Below are 19,964 nucleotides of genomic sequence, written 5' to 3' on the forward strand. Positions count from 1 at the left end.
GAATTATTCCTCCGCGGCGCTGGCGCGCAGGCGGTTAATACGGTTTTCGCTCCACTGCTTCAGCAGCAGGATGAAGAGCGCCATGATCAGCAACAGGCTCGCCACGGCGAACGCGGCCACGTGGTTGTATTCGTTGTAGAGGATCTCGACGTGCAACGGCAAGGTGTTGGTCACCCCGCGAATGTGCCCGGAAACCACCGACACCGCACCGAACTCACCCATCGCCCGCGCGGTGCACAGCACCACGCCGTAGATCAGGCCCCATTTGATATTGGGAACGGTGACGTGCCAGAACATCTGCCAGCCATTGGCGCCGAGCAGGCGCGCGGCCTCTTCTTCCTGCGTGCCTTGTTCCTGCATCAGCGGGATCAACTCACGCGCCACAAACGGCACGGTGACGAAAATCGTCGCCAGCACAATGCCCGGCAAGGCGAAGACGATCTGGATGTCATGGTCCTGCAACCAAGGGCCAAAAATGCCCTGGGCGCCGAACATCAGCACGTAGACCAAACCGGCGATGACCGGCGACACCGAGAACGGCAGGTCGATCAGGGTCACCAGCATGCTCTTGCCACGAAACGAATACTTACTTACGCACCAGGCAGCGCTGACGCCGAAGACCAGGTTCAGTGGCACTGAAATCAGCACTGCAATCACCGTGAGTTTCAAGGCCGACAGCGCATCCGGCTCGAAGATCGCGGTGAAGAACGCACCGATTCCGAGCTTGAGGCCCTGAGACACCACGATCACCAGCGGCAGCAACAGGAACAGGGCGAACACCAGCCAGCCAAGGCCGATCAGGATTCGCCGCGATGAAGCGCTGCCACGGCGGGCGGCGTTCGAGGAAGCAGCAGCAATAGACGATTGGGACATTTGTGCGCCTCCTTATGGGGTTTCGATGCGTCGTTGCAGCAAGTTGATCAGCAGCAACAGAACGAAGGAAACCACCAGCATCAGTACACCAATGGACGTGGCGCCGGTGTAATCGTACTGGTCGAGCTTGACCATGATCAGCAGCGGCAGAATCTCGGTTTTCATCGGCATGTTGCCGGCGATGAAAATCACCGAACCATACTCGCCGACCCCACGGGCAAAGGCCAAAGCAAATCCGGTCAACCAGGCTGGCAACAATGCCGGCACCAGAATATGGCGGAAAACCTGCAATGGCTTTGCACCCAGGCAAGCGGCCGCTTCTTCCACTTCACGGGGGATATCGGCCAATACTGGCTGTACGGTACGTACCACGAATGGAAGTGTCACAAAAGTCAGGGCAAGGGTGATGCCCAGAGGGGTATAGGCAATCTTGAAACCCAGGTCCGCTGCAAACTGACCCACCCAACCATTGGGCGCGTATAGCGCAGTCAGCGCGATACCGGCCACGGCGGTGGGCAATGCGAAGGGCAAGTCGATCATCGCATCGATGACTTTGCGCCCTGGAAAGGTATAGCGCACCAGCACCCAGGCCAGCAGCGTGCCGATAATGCCGTTGATGATCGCGGCGTACAGCGCGGTGCCGAAGCTCAGCTTCAACGCCGCCAGCACCCGCGGCGCCGAAATAATCGCCCAGAACTGATCCCAGGTGAGTTGGGCGGCATGCACGAACATCGCCGCCAGTGGAATGAGCACAATCAGGCTGAGGTACACCAAGGTGTAGCCCAGCGTCAGCCCGAAGCCGGGTATGACGGGGGAGATACGACGCGACATAAAAGTCCTTGGTTGAGAACGCGCAAAGCCCCGAACGTAAATCCGGGGCTCGTTTATGGCTTATTGCAGGTTACTGCGCCTGATAAATCTGATCGAACACGCCACCGTCATTGAAGAATTTCGGTTGCGCGGTTTTCCAGCCGCCGAAGTCCTTGTCGATGGTCACCAGGTCCAGTGTCGGGAACTGTTTGGCGTACTTGGCAGCCACTTCCTTGTCGCGTGGACGATAGAAGTTTTTCGCCGCGATTTCCTGGCCTGCCGGGCTGTACAGGTGCTTAAGGTACGCTTCGGCGATCTGCTCGTTGCCCTTTTTCTCGGCGTTCTTGTCGACGACGGCCACCGGTGGCTCGGCAAGGATCGACAGCGAAGGCACGACGATTTCGAACTTGTCGGCGCCGCCGTCTTCTTTCAGGGCCAGGAAGGCTTCGTTTTCCCAGGCCAGCAACACGTCGCCCTGACCGTTGTTGACGAAGGTGATGGTCGAACCGCGCGCACCGGTGTCCAGTACCGGAACGTGCTTGAACAGGGTTTGCACGTATTCCTTGGCTTTGGCTTCGTTGCCGCCGTTGGCTTTCAGGCCATAGGCCCACGCCGCGAGGAAGTTCCAGCGTGCACCGCCGGAGGTTTTCGGGTTCGGGGTGATCACCGACACGTCGTTCTTGACCAGGTCGCCCCAGTCCTTGATCCCTTTAGGGTTGCCCTTGCGCACCAGGAACACGATGGTCGAGGTGTACGGCGTGCTCGCTTCCGGCAAACGCGTCTGCCAGTCGGCTGGGAGGGTTTTGCCGAGTTTGGCGATTTCGTCGATGTCACCGGCCAGCGCCAGGGTCACCACGTCGGCCCGCAGACCGTCGATCACTGCCCGGCCCTGCTTGCCTGAACCGCCGTGGGACTGCTGGATTTTCACGTTGTCGCCGGCATGATCCTTCTGCCAGAACTTGACGAACTCGGCGTTGTAGTCCTGATACAGCTCACGGGTCGGGTCGTACGACACGTTGAGCAATTCGTAATCCTTGGCAACCGCGGAACCCGCAAACAGTGCACTGGCCAGGGCGGCCAAAGCGAAATGACGAATCGACGACATGGTGAAAGCTCCTGGAATTCTTTGTGTGTTGGCTTTTCTTATGGGTGTGTTGGAATCGGTTGCCGGTTTAACAATCTTTCGTTTCAGCTCGGCTTGTTGGCCGGGTTCTGCAAACGGAATTTCTCTTTGCGTTCGATCTGGACGACCTGGGCGTTATGGACGGTGATTTCCACGGCGCCAAATCGCAGATCGCGCAACGCGCTCTGGATCTCGCGCAGGATGGTTGCTTCGTCTTGGCCGTCAACGCTACGTAGGGATGCGCTCATGGTGCTGCTCCTTCAACTAGAGGTTGCCTGGCAGTGGCGGCACTGCTTGCGGCGTGAGAGCAATAGTAGAGAGACGCGGATATTCTTAAAAAGACTATTTAAGAATGTTTATATAACCAAAAGAAAATATTTGCAGGGACGCGGGGTTACGCCGGCGTGACGGATTAAAAATTCAAAAATCGCCACCGTCTTGGGCGCGTACACAACCTTGTAGGAGCTGGCTTGCCAGCGAAGGCGGCCTTGAGATTTTACGTAGGATTTGAGGGCGCTTTCGCTGGCAAGCCAGCTCCTACAGGCCAGTTCCTACAGGGGGGTTCCTACAGGGGGGTTCCTACAGGTGGTTATGTGTGGCTAGTGGATTTTCGGAGCTCGGGTCCAATCCAGCTGATGCGCTGGCACCGGCCGCCCAAACCAGAACCCCTGCCCCAGATCGCAGCCATGTTCGAGCAGGAAACCCGCCTGCTCGGCCTGCTCGATCCCTTCGGCATGCACTTGCATCCCCATGCTTTGTGCCAACGCAATGATCACCCGCACGATCGCCGCGTCATCCTCATCCCACGGCAGCCCCGCGACAAAGCCCTGATCGATCTTGAGCTTCTGCACCGGCAAGCGCTTGAGGCGTAGCAACGACGAATAGCCTGTACCAAAGTCATCGATGGCCAGCCGTACGCCCAGTTCGCGCAGCCTGTGCATCTGCTCCAGCGCGACCTCCGGATCGTCCATCACCGCGCTCTCGGTGACTTCCAGCTCCAGACAGGCCGGATCCAGCCCGGTTTCGTGCAGTGCCTTCGCCACCTGCTGAAACAGCTCACGGCGGGCGAACAATCGCGAAGACACATTCACCGCGACAAACGACAGCACCACCCCGGCCTGCTGCCACTGGCACATCTGCTCACACGCCTGGCGCATCACCCAGGCATCAATTTCAGCGATCAGACCAGTACGTTCAGCGATGGGAATGAATTCTGCCGGCGACACCAGCCCGCGCTGCGGATGCTCCCAGCGCACCAGCGCCTCGACGCCGATCAGGCGACGGGTCTTGAGGTCGTGAACCGGCTGGTAATAGACCCGCAACTCCTGTTGCTCCAGAGCGCGGCGTAACTCGAATGCCGTCTCGACCCGTTGCTGGGCATGGGCGGTCAACTCTTCGGTATAGAGGGCGTAGCCATTGCGGCCGGCACTCTTGGCCTTGAACAGCGCCGAGTCGGAGTTGCGCAGCAGCTGCTCGGCGCTCAAGGCGTCGCCGGGGAACAGGCTGATGCCGACGCTGGTGTTGATGAACAACTGATGCCCGTCGATCTGGAACGGCTCTTTGAGGCCATCGATGACCCGCTGAGCCAGCGCCGCGGCATGGACCAATTGCGGACAGCTTTCAGCCAGCACGGCGAACTCGTCACCGCCAAGACGCGCCAGCGTGATCCCGGGACCGAACATTGCTTTCAAACGCTCGGCCACAGCTTTGAGCAGCTGGTCGCCGATGTTGTGGCCAAGGCTGTCGTTGATCATTTTGAAGTGATCCAGATCGATCATCAGCAACGCGCAGCCGCGCTTGTGGATCTGTGCCGAAGCCAGGGCCTGCTCGGTGCGATCGGTGAACAGCAATCGGTTGGGCAGGTCTGTCAGCGGATCGTAGTGAGCCAGGTGCGTCAGCTCATGCTCGGAGTTCTTGATTGCGCTGATGTCGGAAAACACCGCCACGTAATGGCTGCGCCGGCCCAAATCGTCGTCAATGATGCGGATGGTCTGCCATTGCGGGTAGATTTCGCCGCTTTTGCGGCGGTTCCAGATTTCACCGCTCCACTCGCCGGTGCAGTTGAGCGTCGCGAACATCGCCTGGTAGAAATCCGCCGAATGATGGCCGGACTTGAACAGACTGGGGCGCTGGCCGAGCACTTCTTCACTCTGATAGCCGGTGATTGCCATGAAGGCCCGGTTCACATGGACGATCAACCCCTCGCTGTCGGTGACCAGCACGCCTTCACGAGTGCAGTCGAACACCGCGGCCGCCTGCCGCAAGCGCTCGCGATCTTCATGGCGCTCGCGCAATTTGGCGCCGATGCCCAGGCAACGGAACAATCGTGCCCGAGCCAGGAAGATCAACCCGGCACTCAACACCACCCACGCGTAACCGTTGATCAGTTGCCACCGCAACAACTCGGTAGAGCTATCGAAGAAACTGTTCAATAAATAGCCACTGAACTCCAGCCAAACGATGGAAAGCAAGAGGTACAGCAGGGCTGCGCGTAAGGCATCGCGATAGGTGGCAGACATTCGGCCGTCCATGTCCCTTCAAAAAGGATGGAATTATAGTTTAAAGACACATCCAGGCACTCTTATCTGAAAGGGCGACTGGTTTTATCTGTGGGCATAGTGATAATGCAGTGGCTGTTTATTTCTTTATCGAGGGCCCTATAGCCTATGTGGTACGAAGGTTTTCTCGGCTTGTCGCCCTGGTCACTGGTGGCAGTCACCCTGCTGATGACCCACATTACGATCATCGGCGTCACGGTCTATCTGCATCGTTATTCAGCCCATCGCTCGCTTGAGCTCAATGCTGGCCTGAAACATTTCTTCCGCTTCTGGCTGTGGCTGACCACGGCGCAGAACACCCGTGAGTGGACCGCTATCCACCGCAAGCACCACGCCAAAGGCGAAACCGTCGATGACCCGCACAGTCCGGTCATCAAGGGCTTGTCCACCGTTCTGCGCAAAGGCGCCGAGCTGTACCGCGCCGAAGCGGAAAACCCCGAGACCCTGCGCATCTACGGCAAGAACTGCCCCGAAGACTGGATCGAGCGCAACCTCTACAGCCGTTTTCCGCTGCTGGGCGTGGCGATCATGGGCGTGATCGACCTGCTGCTGTTCGGCACCATCGGCATCACCATCTGGGCTGTCCAGATGATGTGGATCCCGGTGTGGGCCGCCGGCGTGGTCAATGGTCTCGGCCATGCCATCGGCTACCGCAACTTTGAATGCCGCGATGCGGCGACCAATCTGGTGCCTTGGGGCATCCTGATCGGCGGCGAAGAACTGCACAACAACCATCACACCTACCCTAATTCGGCAAAACTGTCGGTGAAGAAGTGGGAATTCGATCTCGGCTGGGCCTGGATACAAGTTTTCAGTTTCTTGCGCCTGGCCAAGGTCCAGCGAGTCGCGCCTATCGCCCACCGGGTTGAAGGCAAAGGCAACCTGGACATGGACACCGCCATGGCGATCCTCAACAATCGCTTCCAGATCATGGCCCAGTACCGCAAGTTGGTGATCGCGCCGCTGGTCAAACAAGAGCTGGAAAAGGTCGATCACTCGGTCCGCCACCAGTTCCACCGCGCCAAGCGCTTGCTGTCGCGGGAAACCAGTTTGCTGGATGACAAACACCACGTTCGCATCCAGACCATGCTCGAGCACAGCCAGGCGCTGAAGGTAATTTACGAGAAACGCCTGGCCTTGCAGCAGATCTGGGTCAAGACCAGCTCAAATGGACACGACATGCTGGCCGCCATCAAGGAATGGGTACACGAAGCCGAAGCCAGCGGGATTCAATCGTTGCGCGACTTCGCCGACCAGCTGAAAACCTACTCCCTGCGCCCCGCCGCCGTCTGACGCCGTTGATCGGTGCGCCCCGTTCGTGGGCGCACCCTCAGGAACTAAGCTTCAAATCCCTTATCTCAAAGACACTTCGCCACCCCGGCGGGCCGGGGCCTGTCATCAACTATTTCCTGCACCTGACCCCATCGCTTCCTCTGGAGCGCATGCAGGAAATAATTGATGAAAGGCCCACGTTGCGACCGCTGTCGAACACGCGGCACGCCCTTTGAGATTTGTGTCGATGGTCAATAAAAACCTCCAGGACTCATCCCTTCCGCAGTGGCCCGAGGCCGCGCAAACTCTGCTGGCGCTGATGCATGCCCAAGGCGAGGTCGCGCGCCTGAGCGAACGCGAACAACTGTTCAGCTCCCTGCTGGTGAGTGTCAACGCGGTACTGTGGGCATTCAACTGGGAAACCCGCCAAGTGCTCTACGTCAGCCCGGCCTATGAGCGTATTTTCGGCCGATCCGCCGGCCTGTTGCTGTCCGACTACAACCAGTGGCGCGACAGTATCTATCCCGACGATCTGGAATACGCCGAGCGCAGCCTGGCCGAAGTGCTGGTCAAAGGCGCCGTCGAAGACCGCGAGTACCGCATCATCGCCGCTGATGGCCAAGTGCGTTGGCTCAGTGACAAATGCTTCATCAATCGTCAGGCCGAGCCGGGGCAACCGGTGATCATCGTCGGCATTGCCGAAGACATCACCGACAAGAAGCAGATGGAAACCGAACTGCAACGCCTGGCCACCACCGACGGGCTGACCCAGAGCAGCAATCGCCGGCACTTCTTCGACTGCGCCCATCGCGAGTTCGAACAGGCGCGGCAACAAGGTACGCCGCTGGCATTCCTGCTGCTGGACATCGATGACTTCAAGGTGGTCAACGACACTTACGGCCACCAGGAAGGCGACAACGTGCTGCAACGGATCGCCGAGTGCGGACGCGGGGCATTGCGTCGCGGCGATGTGTTCGGGCGGATCGGCGGAGAGGAATTCGCCGCAGTATTTCCTGGCTGCGCGCCAGACATGGCCATGCAAGTGGCCGAGCGCCTGCAACGGGAGATTCAGCGGTTGAGCTTCAACCGTGACGACCAGACGTTTGGCATCACCGTCAGCCAGGGCCTGACCAGCCTCACTGCCGAGGATGAAAGCGTCGACAACCTGTTTGCCCGGGCGGATGCAGCGATGTACGAAGCCAAGCGCCAGGGCAAGAACCGCATAATCTCCGGCTAAAACAAACCCCTTGTAGGAGCTGGCTTGCCAGCGAAGGGGCCATAACATTCAACATCCATGTTGGCTGTTACAACGCCTTCGCTGGCAAGCCAGCTCCTACACAGGTTGTTGCGTCGGTCTTATTTTTTGCGCAAACGCATCAACTCCGGCAAGCCGATCTTGAGCAGCCGCGCCGTTCGGCTCTTCGCCAGTTCCTCAATGCCTTCATGCTCGGTCAGCCGCGCCATTTGCGCGGCCATGTTCATCACCAGCGCTTCGCGGGAGTAAACCCCGCCACCGAGCTGGTAGACGGCTGCAATCAGTTCTCGCAACTCCAGCGGCAGACGCCAGCGGGTACGAAGCGCCGAACCGTAGGCTGCGCCGAACCCGGCCAGGGCATCGCCGACCTCTTCCCATTCATCCAGCGCACCGCCAGCCTGTTTCCATTCCTGCAAACACCGCAACAACGCCAGGTCGCCCAGGCGATGCAGCATGCCGGCGCAATAGCAGCGCTCCTGGTCCAGATCCAGCAAGCGCGCCAGCGTCCGCGCGTACTCGGCGGTGTGCAGCGACAGATCCCAGTAACGCTCGGCGTAGTCCGCCAGAAACGGATCGCTGAGCTTGGCACTGCGCTTGAGGGCCAGCCCCAGGATCAGGTTCATGCTTTGCCCGGTGCCGAGACGGTGCAGCGCCTGAGACAGTGTCTGTACCGTGGCCCCCAAGTGATGCGCCGCACTATTGGCGGCGGCGATCAACACGGCAGTGACTTGCGGATCGGTACGGATCTCGTCTTCCAGCGCCGTCAAATCGAGACCGTTGGGATTGAGGCTGCGTTTGACCGCCAACTGCACGTCGGTCATCAGCGGTGCGCCGTCCGCCAATTCACGACGACGCTCCAGGTACACCGACAAGGTCATGCCCGGCGCCAGTGACGGCGTCTCGCACGACACCTCTTCACCGGCGTTCAGCAGCAATTCCTGCAGGCGATGGGTCAGGCTTTCCATGTTCAGGGGCTTGGTCAGGTAGGCGCTGGGCGCCATAGGCAACATTTCGCGCACGCTGGCGCTGTCGTTGCGGTTGCTCATCAAAATGAACGGCAGCGGCGGATTGCGTTTGCGCTGACGGACACTGCGCAAGACATTCAAGCCATCGACGCCGGGCAACTCCCAATCAACGATCACCAGGTCGTACGGATTTTGCGCCAGCAAGTGCAGCGCTTCCTGGCCATCGGCGCACAGATCCAGCCGCGCGTCACAACGCACATTCAGCAACACCTGCTTGAGCAAGTCGCGAGACCAAGGGTCGGCCTCGGCAATCAGCACACGCGGTACAGCAGGCAAAACCACAGCGGTCATCTGCACCCTCCATTGGCAATGCTTGCACCTTAGTCCAATGCTGGCCATTCGAAACAGTGGGATGTGTTCAAGGGACACAAAAAAACCCGCCGAAGCGGGTTTTTTTGTCGATCAGGTCACAAATCGATCAGAGCCTGGAGATCACAGCTCCGAGAAGCACTCTTCGATGATGGCCAGGCCTTTGTCCAGTTGCTCGTCCGGCGAGGTCAGCGGTACAAGGACGCGCAGAACGTTGCCGTAAGTGCCGCAGGACAGCAGGATCAGGCCCTTGTCGCGCGCCTTGGCCACAACGGCGGCCACTGCTGGAGCGTTCGGCTTGTGGCTGTCGCCATCAACGAACAGCTCGACCGCGATCATCGCGCCCAGGGCACGCACTTCGCCGATCACCGGGTACTTGGCTTGAATGGCTTTAAGGCCAGTCACCAGACGCTCACCGACTGCCTTGCAGCGATCCAGCAGGTGTTCTTCTTCGAACACTTCCATCACGGCCAGGGCCGCGGCGCAAGCGATCGGGCTACCGGCGTAGGTACCGCCCAGGCCGCCTGGAGCGATGGCGTCCATGTATTCGGCCTTGCCGCACACACCGGCCAGCGGGAAGCCGCCAGCGATGGATTTGGCGAAGGTGGTCAGGTCGGCAGCAACGCCCATCTGTTCCATGGCGAAGAAAGTGCCGGTACGGCCAGCGCCAGTCTGTACTTCGTCAGCGATCAGCAGGATGCCGTGCTGGTCGCACAGTGCACGCAGACGCTTCATGAATTCTTTAGGCGCGACGTAGAAACCACCTTCGCCCTGCACCGGCTCGATGATGATGGCAGCGATGTCACGCGGCTCGGCGTCGTTCTTGAAGATGCGTTCGATGCTGGCGATCGAATCGTCGATGCTCACACCGTGCAATTCGTTCGGGTACAGCGCGCGGAAGATGCCGCCTGGCATCAGGCCCATGCCAGCCGAGTAAGGCACGACTTTACCGGTCAGGCCCAGGGTCATCATGGTGCGACCGTGGTAAGCGCCGGTGAACGCGATTACGCCGGCACGGCCAGTGGCGGCACGGGCGATTTTCACGGCGTTTTCAACGGCTTCGGAACCGGTGGTGACCAGCAGGGTTTTCTTCTCGAAATCACCTGGCACCTTGGCGTTGATTTTTTCGCACACTTCTACGTACGGTTCGTAGGCCAGTACCTGGAAGCACGTGTGGGTCAGCTTGTTCAGCTGCTCGGTCACGGCGGCGATGATTTTCGGGTGCACGTGGCCGGTGTTCAGCACGGCGATACCACCGGCGAAGTCGATGAACTCGCGACCTTCAACGTCGGTCACGGTGGCGTTCTTCGCGGACTCGGCGAAGATCGGGTGAATCTGGCCAACACCGCGTGGTACTGCGGCTTCGCGGCGTTTCATCAGGGATGCGTTAGTCTTGCTCATAAAGTCCTCATTCACCGCTCATCGGGCGGCGTGGTTCAAGGAAAATGCGGCGGGGAGGCAACTACGGCAGCATGCGATGATCGACTGCCACAGCTTTCCCGACCACAGAGAAAATTCCATTTGAAGCGCAGAAAGGGACAGCGCTCTCGTGCCCTTTCCGCTTGAAGCAATGCCTTGCCGGGCTTATCCCTTGGAGCTTAGATGCCCAGGCAGAGGTATTTGATTTCCAGGTAATCTTCGATGCCGTACTTGGAGCCTTCACGGCCCAGGCCCGAGGCCTTGATGCCGCCGAACGGCGCGACTTCGTTGGAGATCAGCCCGGTGTTGACGCCAACCATGCCGTATTCCAGGGCTTCTGCCACACGGAACACACGACCCAGGTCGCGAGCATAGAAGTACGAGGCCAGACCGAACTCGGTGTCGTTGGACATCGCGATCACTTCGGCTTCGTCTTTGAAGCGGAACAGCGGCGCCAATGGACCGAAGGTTTCTTCCTTGGCCACGGCAGCGTTCTTCGGCACGTTAGTCAGGATGGTCGGCTCGAAGAAGTTGCCTTCCATGACCTTGCCGCCCGCCAGAACGGTGGCGCCTTTGCTGATCGCGTCAGCAATGTGCTCTTGAACCTTGGCCACGGCTTTTTCGTCGATCAGCGGGCCAGTGGTGGTGCCTTCTTCCAGACCGTTGCCGATCTTGAGTTTGGCCACAGCCACTTTCAGCTTCTCGGCGAACGCGTCGTAGACCGAATCCTGAATGTACAGACGGTTGGCGCAGACGCAGGTCTGGCCGTTGTTGCGGTACTTGGAAATGATCGCGCCTTCGACGGCCTTATCCAGGTCCGCGTCGTCGAACACGATGAACGGCGCGTTGCCGCCCAGTTCCAGGGAGACTTTCTTGATGTCTTTAGCGCATTCGGCCATCAGCTGACGACCGATTTCGGTCGAGCCAGTGAAGGACAATTTACGTACGATCGGGTTGCTGGTCAGCTCGCTGCCGATGTCGCCGGCGCTGCCGGACACAACGCTGAACACGCCCGCAGGAATGCCGGCACGCTGGGCCAGTTCAGCCAGAGCGAATGCCGAGAAAGGCGTTTGCGAAGCAGGCTTGAGCACCATGGTGCAACCGGCGGCCAGGGCTGGGCCGGCTTTACGGGTGATCATTGCAGCCGGGAAGTTCCACGGGGTAATTGCAGCGGTCACGCCGATTGGCTGCTTGATCACGATCAGGCGCTTGTCTGGCTGGTGGCCCGGAATCACGTCACCGTAGACGCGCTTGGCTTCTTCGGCGAACCACTCGATAAAGGACGCGGCGTAAACGATTTCGCCCTTGGCTTCGGCCAATGGCTTGCCTTGCTCGAGTGTCATCAGGCGAGCCAGGTCGTCCTGGTTCTCGATGATCAGTTCGAACCAGCGACGCAGCTTGTTTGCGCGGTCCTTGGCGGTCAGTGCACGCCAGGCCGGCAGCGCTTTGTCAGCGGCTTCGATTGCACGGCGGGTTTCGGCAGCGCCCATTTTCGGCACGGTGCCCAGAATTTCGCCCGTTGCCGGGTTGTTGACCTTGATCGTCTGACCATTGTCCGCATCGACCCAAGCGCCATCGATAAAGGCTTGCTGGCGGAACAACTGGGTGTCTTTAAGCTGCATGTCGGCTTTCCTTAACAGCACCGCGACCAGCGCGGAGCGAATTATGATTGTAGAAAGGCGCCTCAAAGGCTGCCGTCAGGGAAATCATTCACCGGGCTGAAGCACATAAATAGCGCACGGATTGGACTCGTGCGGTTCAGCACCCAGACAAGAGCGTTTGAAATCTCAAACGAATCCTAGGATCAAAGGGGGTAAAGGACAATAGCCTGTTCGAAAAAAAGAACGAAAACGCCGCATTTGCCCAAATTTTCTGATCAACGTATCAAACGCAGGTTACGCGTTGGAAAAACACAGACGATTCAGCAGCATGGACGCCCGCAACGCATATGAGTATCATGGCGCCCGCATTGCACCAGTAGCTCAGCTGGATAGAGTACTGCCCTCCGAAGGCAGTGGTCGTGGGTTCGAATCCCGCCTGGTGCACCATATGATTCAAGTCGTTACGTCGTTTGGGCAGGATTCATGACTTGCCGTGACAGCAGCGTGACAGCGCAAAGATTAAGAAAGCCCCGTTCTGAACTGCTCAGACGGGGCTTTTTTACGTCTCCAGGAACCTGAAAAGGGCCGTACCCTTCCTTATAAAGGAAAAGCCTGCAGGTTTAAGTCACACAGGAGCCGCCGCGCCAGCCGCACGGCCATTGAAGGCTGATGTGATCTCTGTTCCGCCCAAACTTTCGCGGGGGGAGCCCTAAATGCTGGAATTCGAGAGTCGCATCGGAAGCGGTGGGGTTGGCAAAAGTTGACCTGGTAAAAGATGAAGATGGAAACTATTTCACAAGAAAGACGTTCAGCAATAATCAGCCAACAAGCTTCCCTGATGAGCCAGTCACGAATATACGAAGTCGCTTCACTCGGGTGACTAGCGTACAAGCTGACCTTCAGCATCGTAATATAATGCCAGCCATTTACTCTCAGCTAAATGAGAGCTCTCCTTAGTTTTAATGCCTGTTTCGGCGTCAACACTTGATAAAAATTTGCGTTTAGACCGGAGCCTCGGCGCAGCTGAATCCCTGCGAAGAACCGTATCCAACTATAGAATTGAAAGTTCTCATTGATCCAAAGTGGCCTAATCACATCAGAATAATTAGACCGCCCTGTGTAAGATGTATCAAGCGTAACGCTTTTCCTACATGATTTTTTTTACGGCTTTTTCCTCAATCAACCATTCCATATCCAAGCTATAGTCAGGAATGGAAACTCTTTCATACTTAATTTCTCGATCAATGCTAGCAGCCAAGATCGCCTGATTTACACCGAAAGAAGCTCCATATCCAGGGATAGATATACTTTTAGACATTTCGTCTGAGGAAACAATAACTCCCCCAATGCAAGCGATAGTATCAATAATAAATAAACGCCTGGCCAACGCTTTTCGGCCCGGACTAATAGCTAACTTACCAAAGTTATCTGATACGAGCGCCTTATCTATGGCGTAAGAAAGGCTCCTACTGATTTCTTCTTCGCTGTAGCCTTCGGATAGCAAAATTTCCCTAACGCTTGAAATATCTCCGTCTTCTGTCCTCATGATGGCATGTTCGACTTCAACAGGAGTAATGAATCCAATCAGCTGTAACTCTCTTCGAAGCCTGATCCATAAAGAGCGAACTTGAATAAATGAGTGAGTATCCGTCATTCTCATCATATGAAGCAGATCGCCTCTTAATGAGGCAAAGTATCCAGCGCCATCAAGATACTCAACGAACCTCGCGCCTGGAAATATTGCCGATGTATATTGACGGGATGATACTGTCTGATCTACGACCTTATGAGAAACACTGCCTGAATCACCGGCGTAAAACTGAGACTGTATGAATATTTTTTTTTGCCAACCTTCGCGCTCAAATGGCAATACAAAATCATACGCCCGTGTCTTCTTCTTAACTTCACCCGCCTCAATAACAGGCTCTATACCGATTATAGCGTCAGAGGTGTTGAAATCACGGCCTGGCTCCAAGCCAATCAAAATAAGCTTTTCTCGCAAAATTTCTTCTGGAAGATGACCTGCGGATGCGGAAACAGAGCCGCGCACTTTAAAAATCACAGCGGGAGTTATCAGACTATGAGCCGCGTCTTCAGAGATGGCCCTACAGTCGATATATGATTTGCAAACGGCCCAAAACTGTGAGACATCATTGCGATCTGCAACGATTAAAGAAATATATTCAAATAGCAAAACTTCGATGCTAGTTTTTAAATCGATACCAGAACTTGTTAGAGCCTCCTGCCGTAAATTAAAATCTCTACAGCCGACAATGGCACGAGCCAATTTCGCCGCAATATCTCTCGATGTCACAGTGTTGCCAAATGGTTTAAGTCGAAAGGACACATTCAGCCTGCCAATCTTCTCCGGAAACTCTGGTGAAAAACCATCTTGCCGTAACTTAATCGTAAAATGGTTTTTGAGATTATTGTCGGTAGCACCCGTAACCAAAAACAACAAACCAAAAAATGAAAGAACAAACTCCGCGGCCGCCAATTCTGAACGAACAGTGTTTAATCCGGATGTATCGAGCATTTCATGCGTAGCACTAATAACCGCATCTCTGATAAGAGGCAGCGCACAATCATCAATCGATGCGAAGTTATTGAGTCGCCCAGCTAAACACTCAATAACTGCACCGATACTACGTAACTCATGCTTAAATTTCTCAGTGCCTTTTATCTCATGAAGCTGAGGTGTTAACCACGAATCGAACTCTTCAACTTTCTGTTCAACTGTGAGCACCTCAAATGGTAACTTCATAATATCCCTGCTTACACAATGAGCAATTTTAGCTTTATCCATATAGCTATATGTAGTAGAATCTGCACACAGGTTACAAGGAAAAGCGCAATGAGCATTGATCTTAAACGAAGCACAAGCAAAATAGCAACATCACTTGGCCTTTTAAGTCAACTGCCTCGATCGTTAGATCAATGCAAGAAAACTACTCATATTCCGATTAACTTTCAGAAAGTAGATTGCACATTGCTTCGTGGGGACAATCTGGATGCTCTTGCGCTACTCTCAGGCTTAAACAATCCCTTTGTGGATTTTTGTTATATCGACCCGCCTTATAACACCAAAAACAAGTTTATTTATAATGACACTCGGACTGGTAACTCCTCTGAAGTTTTCGGCTCACATTCAGAATGGATGACTTTCATGTTGCCGCGATTAGTAGCGGCACATTCCGTCATAAATGAAACAGGATTTATAGCCGTCAGTATTGATGACCACGAACAACCCTATTTGAGGCTGTTGCTGGATAAAATTTTTGGTGAAGAGAATTTTGCTGGCAATATCGTAGTTTGTCGCAGTAAAAACGGCAAGGGTAGTAATAAAGGCATCGCCGTAAATCATGACTATGTCGTTGTCTATTCCAAGAGCCATCAGGCTGAAATTATTGGATTGGGTGATGACGAGACAAAATATGACCAGCAAGACATTCATGGCCGATATAAAGTAGATGGCTTATTCAGAAAAAAAGGCGATGCCAGCAAGAGAGAAGATCGCCCGAATATGTTCTATCCTTTGTATTACGATGAGCTAGGTCGCGTTTTCACAAAAAAGAGCCATAGCAATCAAAAAGAAGTTTATCCCGTTGATAGTAAGGGTATAGAGCGGCGGTGGCTTTGGGGACGCGATAAAGCCGAGTTAGAATCCTGGAAACTGTACGCTAGCAAAAATGGCGTCATCTATGTAAAAAACTATAGCTCTCATGACAAAAAAATCAAAATCAGAAGTTTTTGGGACAACAATAAATACTTAACAGAACGTGCAACCAGCCAAATAAAAGATATTTATGGTGAGAAAATATTCGAAACACCAAAGCCAGTTGAACTCATTGAAGACTTGATACTTTCGCTATCCAGTAAAGATTCTGTGATTCTTGATTTTTTCGCAGGGACTGGAACTACAGCCCACGCGGCGCACAACCTAAACTTAACCGACGGCGGCTCTAGAAAAGTCATATTGGTTGAACAAGACATTAACATCTCCGATGCACATGTCGCCTTTAGTTATGGATACAGAACAATCGCAGACATCACTGAAGCACGACTTCAGTACATTTCAAAAGAACAAAATTCCTATAGCTACGAATCAATAAGCCTTGACGATCTGAATGCGACCAATGATCAAAAGAACGTGTCATTGGCTTACGGGTGACGTGTCACCACACTGTCATTTTGATTCCTTAGGCATTTGTGCTTAGCGCCTGCCATCTACTGCTTGGATCAGGCAGTATTCCACGTCACTCGCGGTGTGCCTCTGGGCGACGCATTGCCCATGGCTTCGGACTCTGTTCCCCAAATTGCGGGTCCTGATATGTCGGGATCTGCAATTTGAAAGAGTAGCGCTATCTACGTGTTGCGTTGCTCAGCGTCAATGTCATCACTAGAAAAGGACCTCTGACGTCTTTTCACTCAGTCGTCCAATCAAACTCGTCGTACTCATCATCGTCCTCCTCGTCCTCGATCAACTCATTATCAAGGACGTCTTCCTCCAGAGCTTCTTCTGCCTGCTTCGCCAGCAGAAACTCCTTGCGACTCTCAGTCACAGCTCGCCGTAGTTCCTCGCCCTTCACAGGGCAGTTGAGCATTTGGGCGATGCGGTCGATTTTTTTTGCCACGGCATCCTCCAACGCATCGGCTATAGGCCGATAGTGCGCGCTTTCGGGCGTCGATGCCAAATGGGCGACCGCTCTTCTCCTCAGTTTTTTTGCAATTCCTTGAGTCGGGCGGTGAGGTTTTCATTGGGGAAACGCTTGTGCAATGTCTTCAGCAACGCGTCGGCTGCTTTTGTCTGACCGGTATTTTGCAGGCGCACCACTTCCCGCAATTGCTCATCCAGCGTTTTCAAAGGTGCTGCTGCACGTTTGCTGAACTTCGCTTCATCGGCCCTTTCAGCGTTGATCGATTCGCTCTGCGCCGGGGCGGCAAAATCGGCCATTGGCGCCGCAGGGGCCGACATGGCGCCAGCCGGAGCGGCCAGCGAGCGGGCAACTGACGACGGCTCCTGTGCAGCCTCTTTTTTGGCGACCGGTGCGGATGCTTTTGGCACGGGAGCGAAGTCGTAGCTCGGCGCTTGTTCCGGCGTTCGTTGCACCAGCGCCAGCATCAGCGCGACGCCGACGAGGCTGGCAAATGCGACCAGCCAACGGGGTTTCTGGCAGGCCTGGACCCAGCGTTGCCACAGGCTTGGCTTGCGCGCAGGGACTTCGCGGTGCGCGGTGGCGAGGATGAAAGCATCCAGATGTGCCGGTGGTTCACCAGCCGCGTGTTCACGAAAGTGCTTCACCACTTCCTCCTCCGGTGTAGGGCGGGCGTCAGTCATGTCAGTACCTCCTCGGCCAACAGCCGACGCAGTTTTTGCTGGGCGTAACGCAAGCGGCTTTTGACGGTTTCCAGCGGTGTTTCGGTGAGGGTGGCGATCTGCGGAAGGTCGAGATCGCCGTGAGCGCGCAGCAGGAACACTTCGCGCTGGTCGGCGGGCAAGGTTTGCAGGGCAGTTTCGAGGCGTTGGGTGTCGCGGCTCAGGCTTAGCAGTTGCGCCGGATCTGCCGCGTCATCGCTCAGGGCGTGAATCTGTTCGTCATAGCTGTCGTGCAAGGGATTATGAATTCCGTGTTTGCGCCAGTGATCGATCAGGCGGTTGCGGGCAATCTGGTAAAGCCAGGTACGAAAATTCGCCCGACCTTGTGGCTGGCTGGTGCTGCGGATCAGGCTCAGCCAGGTCTCTTGGTAAACCTCTTCGGCCAGTTCGGATTTGCCGCTGAGGCCCAGCAGGAATCGATAAAGTCCCTGGCGATGGCGGGCGTACAAGATCTCGAACGCCGGTCCGTCGCCCGAGCGATAGCGCGCCAGCAGCGATGCGTCGCTGCTGGCATCAGTGCTCAATTCAGGAGCCGTCATGTCCGTGATGACCTCCATTACTCAACGTGTCGGGCACTGGGCATCTGATTCGAGGCCGTCGACATTCGCAGGCTCTGCGCCAACTCCACCAATTGCACGAACTCGGCCCGCAGACCGAATCGATCGTCACCCCGTGCGCCGCGAGCCAGGGCTTCGGTGTCCTTGAGGCTGAAATCACCGGTATAACGCCCGTCCTTGAGCTGCTGGGAAAACGCTGCCACGGCAGCCGCAAATCGCAGGTCATCGCTGGCTTTTCCGACATCACTGCTGACGATAGGCCGTTCGATCAAGCGACTGTTCCCACCTTCCGGCAACTGATATCGCACGCGCAGCATGGCCAATTCACCCGTACTCCCGGAAACAACCGCCCCGGAATTGCCATAACGCAGCGGCTCCAGCCAGCCCTTCTCGCCCTTGGGCACAATTTCGTACAGCGCTGTCACCGTATGCCCTGCACCGATTTCGCCGGCATCGACTTTGTCGTTGCTGAAATCCTCACGCTTCAACGCCCGATTCTCATACCCCAACAGTCGATATTCGCTGACCTGCGCCGGGTTGAACTCCACTTGCAGCTTCACGTTTTTGGCCACCACCGCGAGGGTCGATCCGAGCTGGTCCACCAGCACCTTGCGTGCCTCGCGCAGGTTGTCGATGTAGGCATAGTTGCCGTCGCCAGCGTCAGCGAGTTGTTCCATCAGGTGTTCATTGTAGTTATCCACACCAAAACCAAGGGTGGTCAGCGAAACGCCGGTCTTGCGTTTATCCACAGCCATTTGCTTGAGGCTGTCGAAGTCGCTGATGCCGACATTGAAGTCACCGTCAGTGGCTAGCAGGATACGGTTGATGCCTTTGGCGATGAACGCCTGCTGCGCCATTTGATAAGCCAGTTCAATCCCCGACGCTCCGGCCGTCGAGCCGCCTGCGGTCAGGTGATCGATGGCGGTACGAATTTTCGCTTTTTCCCGTCCGGAAGTCGGTTCCAGCACTACACGCGAATCGCCGGCGTAGACCACCAACGAAACCCGGTCCTGCTCGCGCAATTGGTCGACCAGCAATTTCAGGGTGCTTTTGACCAGTGGCAAACCTTCCCGACGATCCATCGAACCGGACACGTCTACCAGAAACACCAGGTTCGCCGGGGCCAGCTCCGCGACTGCACGGTCCGAAGCCTTGATGCCGATGCGCAACAATCGGGTGTGCGGGTTCCACGGCGACGGCGCCAGTTCTGTAGTCACGCCAAACGGCGAGCCATCGGTGGGCAAGGCGTAATCGTAGGGAAAGTAATTGACCATTTCTTCCAGCCGCACCGCGCCTTCGGGTGGCAGGCGGCCCTGATTGAGCAAGCGGCGGACGTTGGCATAGGCGCCGGTGTCGACGTCGGCGCTGAAGGTCGAGACCGGTGCTTCGGCCACGCTGTGGATCGGGTTATCCGCCAGCGCTTGATACTGCTCGCGCTGCTCGTCCTGATAACCGGGCGCAGGGGCTTCAGACATCGGGGCATAGCCCGCCATCGGTGCCGGACGCACACTGCGTTTGGCCATCGAGGCGTCCGCCATGACCGCCTCGGTACGCACCAGCGCCTCGGTCTTCAGCTCGCCCTGAGCCGGAGGTGAAACCGAGGCGGAATCGGGCTTGGATGAAACGCCGCAACCGGCAACGGCCAGCAGCAACCCGGCGGCGAAACCCTGGGCGGCCGGGCGGAGGAAATGCAGAGGGAGGGACATGGGGGCTGACCTCAGGAGGAAATTGATCCATTCATCCTCTGAGACGGACAGCCCCCCGGGTTCGGGTTAACTCACCTGA

Annotated in this window: 16 protein-coding genes, 1 tRNA gene and 1 pseudogene; 5 read left to right on the forward strand and 13 right to left on the reverse strand. The window is 56.3% G+C overall.

All coding sequences use genetic code 11. The annotated features are described in order from the left end of the window. Positions 1-3 precede the first annotated feature (3 nt). From cysW to dibA, 5 genes are all read right to left on the reverse strand, one after another. Positions 4-873, reverse strand: a complete 870-nt coding sequence (cysW, locus tag AEQ67_RS12230; protein WP_059404114.1) for a sulfate ABC transporter permease subunit CysW — start codon at positions 871-873, stop codon at positions 4-6. 12 nt (positions 874-885) lie between these two features. Next, entirely contained in the window at positions 886-1,704 is an 819-nt protein-coding gene (cysT, locus tag AEQ67_RS12235) for a sulfate ABC transporter permease subunit CysT (RefSeq protein WP_007899634.1), read from the reverse strand. Positions 1,705-1,774: 70 nt separating this feature from the next. Further along, on the reverse strand, positions 1,775-2,788 hold the full coding sequence (locus AEQ67_RS12240; RefSeq protein WP_059404115.1) for a sulfate ABC transporter substrate-binding protein: 1,014 nt from the start codon (positions 2,786-2,788) through the stop codon (positions 1,775-1,777). An 83-nt stretch (positions 2,789-2,871) separates the two neighbouring features. Next, positions 2,872-3,054 carry a sulfur starvation response protein OscA gene (gene oscA, locus AEQ67_RS12245; protein WP_059404116.1) on the reverse strand — a complete coding sequence of 61 codons (183 nt, stop codon included), beginning with the start codon at positions 3,052-3,054 and terminating at the stop codon, positions 2,872-2,874. Between the two features lie 351 nt (positions 3,055-3,405). Then, positions 3,406-5,325, reverse strand: a complete 1,920-nt coding sequence (dibA, locus tag AEQ67_RS12250; RefSeq protein ID WP_059404117.1) for a phosphodiesterase DibA — start codon at positions 5,323-5,325, stop codon at positions 3,406-3,408. Positions 5,326-5,472: 147 nt separating this feature from the next. Here dibA and desA point away from each other — a divergent pair, with 147 nt between their 5' ends. Beyond that, positions 5,473-6,657 carry a delta-9 fatty acid desaturase DesA gene (gene desA, locus AEQ67_RS12255; protein WP_059404118.1) on the forward strand — a complete coding sequence of 395 codons (1,185 nt, stop codon included), beginning with the start codon at positions 5,473-5,475 and terminating at the stop codon, positions 6,655-6,657. A 226-nt stretch (positions 6,658-6,883) separates the two neighbouring features. After that, on the forward strand, positions 6,884-7,873 hold the full coding sequence (locus tag AEQ67_RS12260) for a GGDEF domain-containing protein (protein ID WP_059404119.1): 990 nt from the start codon (positions 6,884-6,886) through the stop codon (positions 7,871-7,873). Positions 7,874-7,992: 119 nt separating this feature from the next. Here the strand turns inward: AEQ67_RS12260 and AEQ67_RS12265 are convergent, their stop codons facing one another. The 3 genes from AEQ67_RS12265 to gabD form a co-directional block, all read right to left on the reverse strand. Then, entirely contained in the window at positions 7,993-9,207 is a 1,215-nt protein-coding gene (locus AEQ67_RS12265) for a response regulator (RefSeq protein WP_059404120.1), read from the reverse strand. A 141-nt stretch (positions 9,208-9,348) separates the two neighbouring features. Beyond that, positions 9,349-10,626, reverse strand: coding sequence for a 4-aminobutyrate--2-oxoglutarate transaminase (gabT, locus tag AEQ67_RS12270; protein WP_059404121.1), 1,278 nt, complete (start codon positions 10,624-10,626; stop codon positions 9,349-9,351). Positions 10,627-10,823: 197 nt separating this feature from the next. Further along, the gene (gene gabD, locus AEQ67_RS12275) at positions 10,824-12,266 is read right to left on the reverse strand and encodes an NADP-dependent succinate-semialdehyde dehydrogenase (RefSeq protein WP_008148203.1); all 1,443 of its coding nucleotides are present in this window, start codon (positions 12,264-12,266) and stop codon (positions 10,824-10,826) included. 349 nt (positions 12,267-12,615) lie between these two features. Between gabD and AEQ67_RS12280 the strand changes: the two genes are divergently transcribed. Continuing rightward, positions 12,616-12,692 (forward strand) — tRNA-Arg (locus AEQ67_RS12280). Between the two features lie 700 nt (positions 12,693-13,392). Here AEQ67_RS12280 and AEQ67_RS12285 read toward each other — a convergent pair. Then, positions 13,393-15,009 (reverse strand): hypothetical protein, encoded by a 1,617-nt coding sequence (locus tag AEQ67_RS12285; protein ID WP_059404122.1) that lies wholly within the window; start codon positions 15,007-15,009, stop codon positions 13,393-13,395. Positions 15,010-15,099: 90 nt separating this feature from the next. Between AEQ67_RS12285 and AEQ67_RS12290 the strand changes: the two genes are divergently transcribed. Beyond that, complete coding sequence (locus AEQ67_RS12290) at positions 15,100-16,416, forward strand: site-specific DNA-methyltransferase (protein ID WP_059404123.1); 1,317 nt, start codon at positions 15,100-15,102, stop codon at positions 16,414-16,416. 36 nt (positions 16,417-16,452) lie between these two features. Continuing rightward, positions 16,453-16,548 (forward strand): annotated as a pseudogene (locus AEQ67_RS36695) (DUF3077 domain-containing protein); the annotation flags it as partial. A gap of 121 nt (positions 16,549-16,669) precedes the next feature. Here AEQ67_RS36695 and AEQ67_RS12295 read toward each other — a convergent pair. The 4 genes from AEQ67_RS12295 to AEQ67_RS12310 are packed head-to-tail and all read right to left on the reverse strand — an operon-like array spanning position 16,670 to position 19,885. Beyond that, positions 16,670-16,939 (reverse strand): hypothetical protein, encoded by a 270-nt coding sequence (locus AEQ67_RS12295; protein ID WP_236710314.1) that lies wholly within the window; start codon positions 16,937-16,939, stop codon positions 16,670-16,672. Between the two features lie 20 nt (positions 16,940-16,959). Then, on the reverse strand, positions 16,960-17,583 hold the full coding sequence (locus tag AEQ67_RS12300; protein ID WP_059404125.1) for a hypothetical protein: 624 nt from the start codon (positions 17,581-17,583) through the stop codon (positions 16,960-16,962). Continuing rightward, a complete protein-coding gene (locus tag AEQ67_RS12305) occupies positions 17,580-18,161 on the reverse strand; it encodes an RNA polymerase sigma factor (RefSeq protein ID WP_059404157.1) in 582 nt (193 codons plus the stop codon). Before AEQ67_RS12305 ends, AEQ67_RS12300 begins: the two co-directional genes overlap by 4 nt. A gap of 17 nt (positions 18,162-18,178) precedes the next feature. Continuing rightward, the gene (locus AEQ67_RS12310; protein WP_059404126.1) at positions 18,179-19,885 is read right to left on the reverse strand and encodes a vWA domain-containing protein; all 1,707 of its coding nucleotides are present in this window, start codon (positions 19,883-19,885) and stop codon (positions 18,179-18,181) included. Between the last annotated feature and the right edge of the window lie 79 nt (positions 19,886-19,964).

The sequence above is a fragment of the Pseudomonas sp. RIT-PI-q genome (assembly GCF_001297125.1).
Classification (GTDB): domain Bacteria; phylum Pseudomonadota; class Gammaproteobacteria; order Pseudomonadales; family Pseudomonadaceae; genus Aquipseudomonas.

Excerpts from the sequence above, each read along its gene's own strand:
- cysW (WP_059404114.1), bottom strand. The coding sequence starts at position 873 with ATGTCCCAATCGTCTATTGCTGCTGCTTCCTCGAACGCCGCCCGCCGT.
- cysT (WP_007899634.1), bottom strand. The coding sequence starts at position 1,704 with ATGTCGCGTCGTATCTCCCCCGTCATACCCGGCTTCGGGCTGACGCTG.
- AEQ67_RS12240 (WP_059404115.1), bottom strand. The coding sequence starts at position 2,788 with ATGTCGTCGATTCGTCATTTCGCTTTGGCCGCCCTGGCCAGTGCACTG.
- oscA (WP_059404116.1), bottom strand. The coding sequence starts at position 3,054 with ATGAGCGCATCCCTACGTAGCGTTGACGGCCAAGACGAAGCAACCATC.
- dibA (WP_059404117.1), bottom strand. The coding sequence starts at position 5,325 with ATGTCTGCCACCTATCGCGATGCCTTACGCGCAGCCCTGCTGTACCTC.
- desA (WP_059404118.1), top strand. The coding sequence starts at position 5,473 with ATGTGGTACGAAGGTTTTCTCGGCTTGTCGCCCTGGTCACTGGTGGCA.
- AEQ67_RS12260 (WP_059404119.1), top strand. The coding sequence starts at position 6,884 with ATGGTCAATAAAAACCTCCAGGACTCATCCCTTCCGCAGTGGCCCGAG.
- AEQ67_RS12265 (WP_059404120.1), bottom strand. The coding sequence starts at position 9,207 with ATGACCGCTGTGGTTTTGCCTGCTGTACCGCGTGTGCTGATTGCCGAG.
- gabT (WP_059404121.1), bottom strand. The coding sequence starts at position 10,626 with ATGAGCAAGACTAACGCATCCCTGATGAAACGCCGCGAAGCCGCAGTA.
- gabD (WP_008148203.1), bottom strand. The coding sequence starts at position 12,266 with ATGCAGCTTAAAGACACCCAGTTGTTCCGCCAGCAAGCCTTTATCGAT.
- AEQ67_RS12285 (WP_059404122.1), bottom strand. The coding sequence starts at position 15,009 with ATGAAGTTACCATTTGAGGTGCTCACAGTTGAACAGAAAGTTGAAGAG.
- AEQ67_RS12290 (WP_059404123.1), top strand. The coding sequence starts at position 15,100 with ATGAGCATTGATCTTAAACGAAGCACAAGCAAAATAGCAACATCACTT.
- AEQ67_RS12300 (WP_059404125.1), bottom strand. The coding sequence starts at position 17,583 with ATGACTGACGCCCGCCCTACACCGGAGGAGGAAGTGGTGAAGCACTTT.
- AEQ67_RS12305 (WP_059404157.1), bottom strand. The coding sequence starts at position 18,161 with ATGACGGCTCCTGAATTGAGCACTGATGCCAGCAGCGACGCATCGCTG.
- AEQ67_RS12310 (WP_059404126.1), bottom strand. The coding sequence starts at position 19,885 with ATGTCCCTCCCTCTGCATTTCCTCCGCCCGGCCGCCCAGGGTTTCGCC.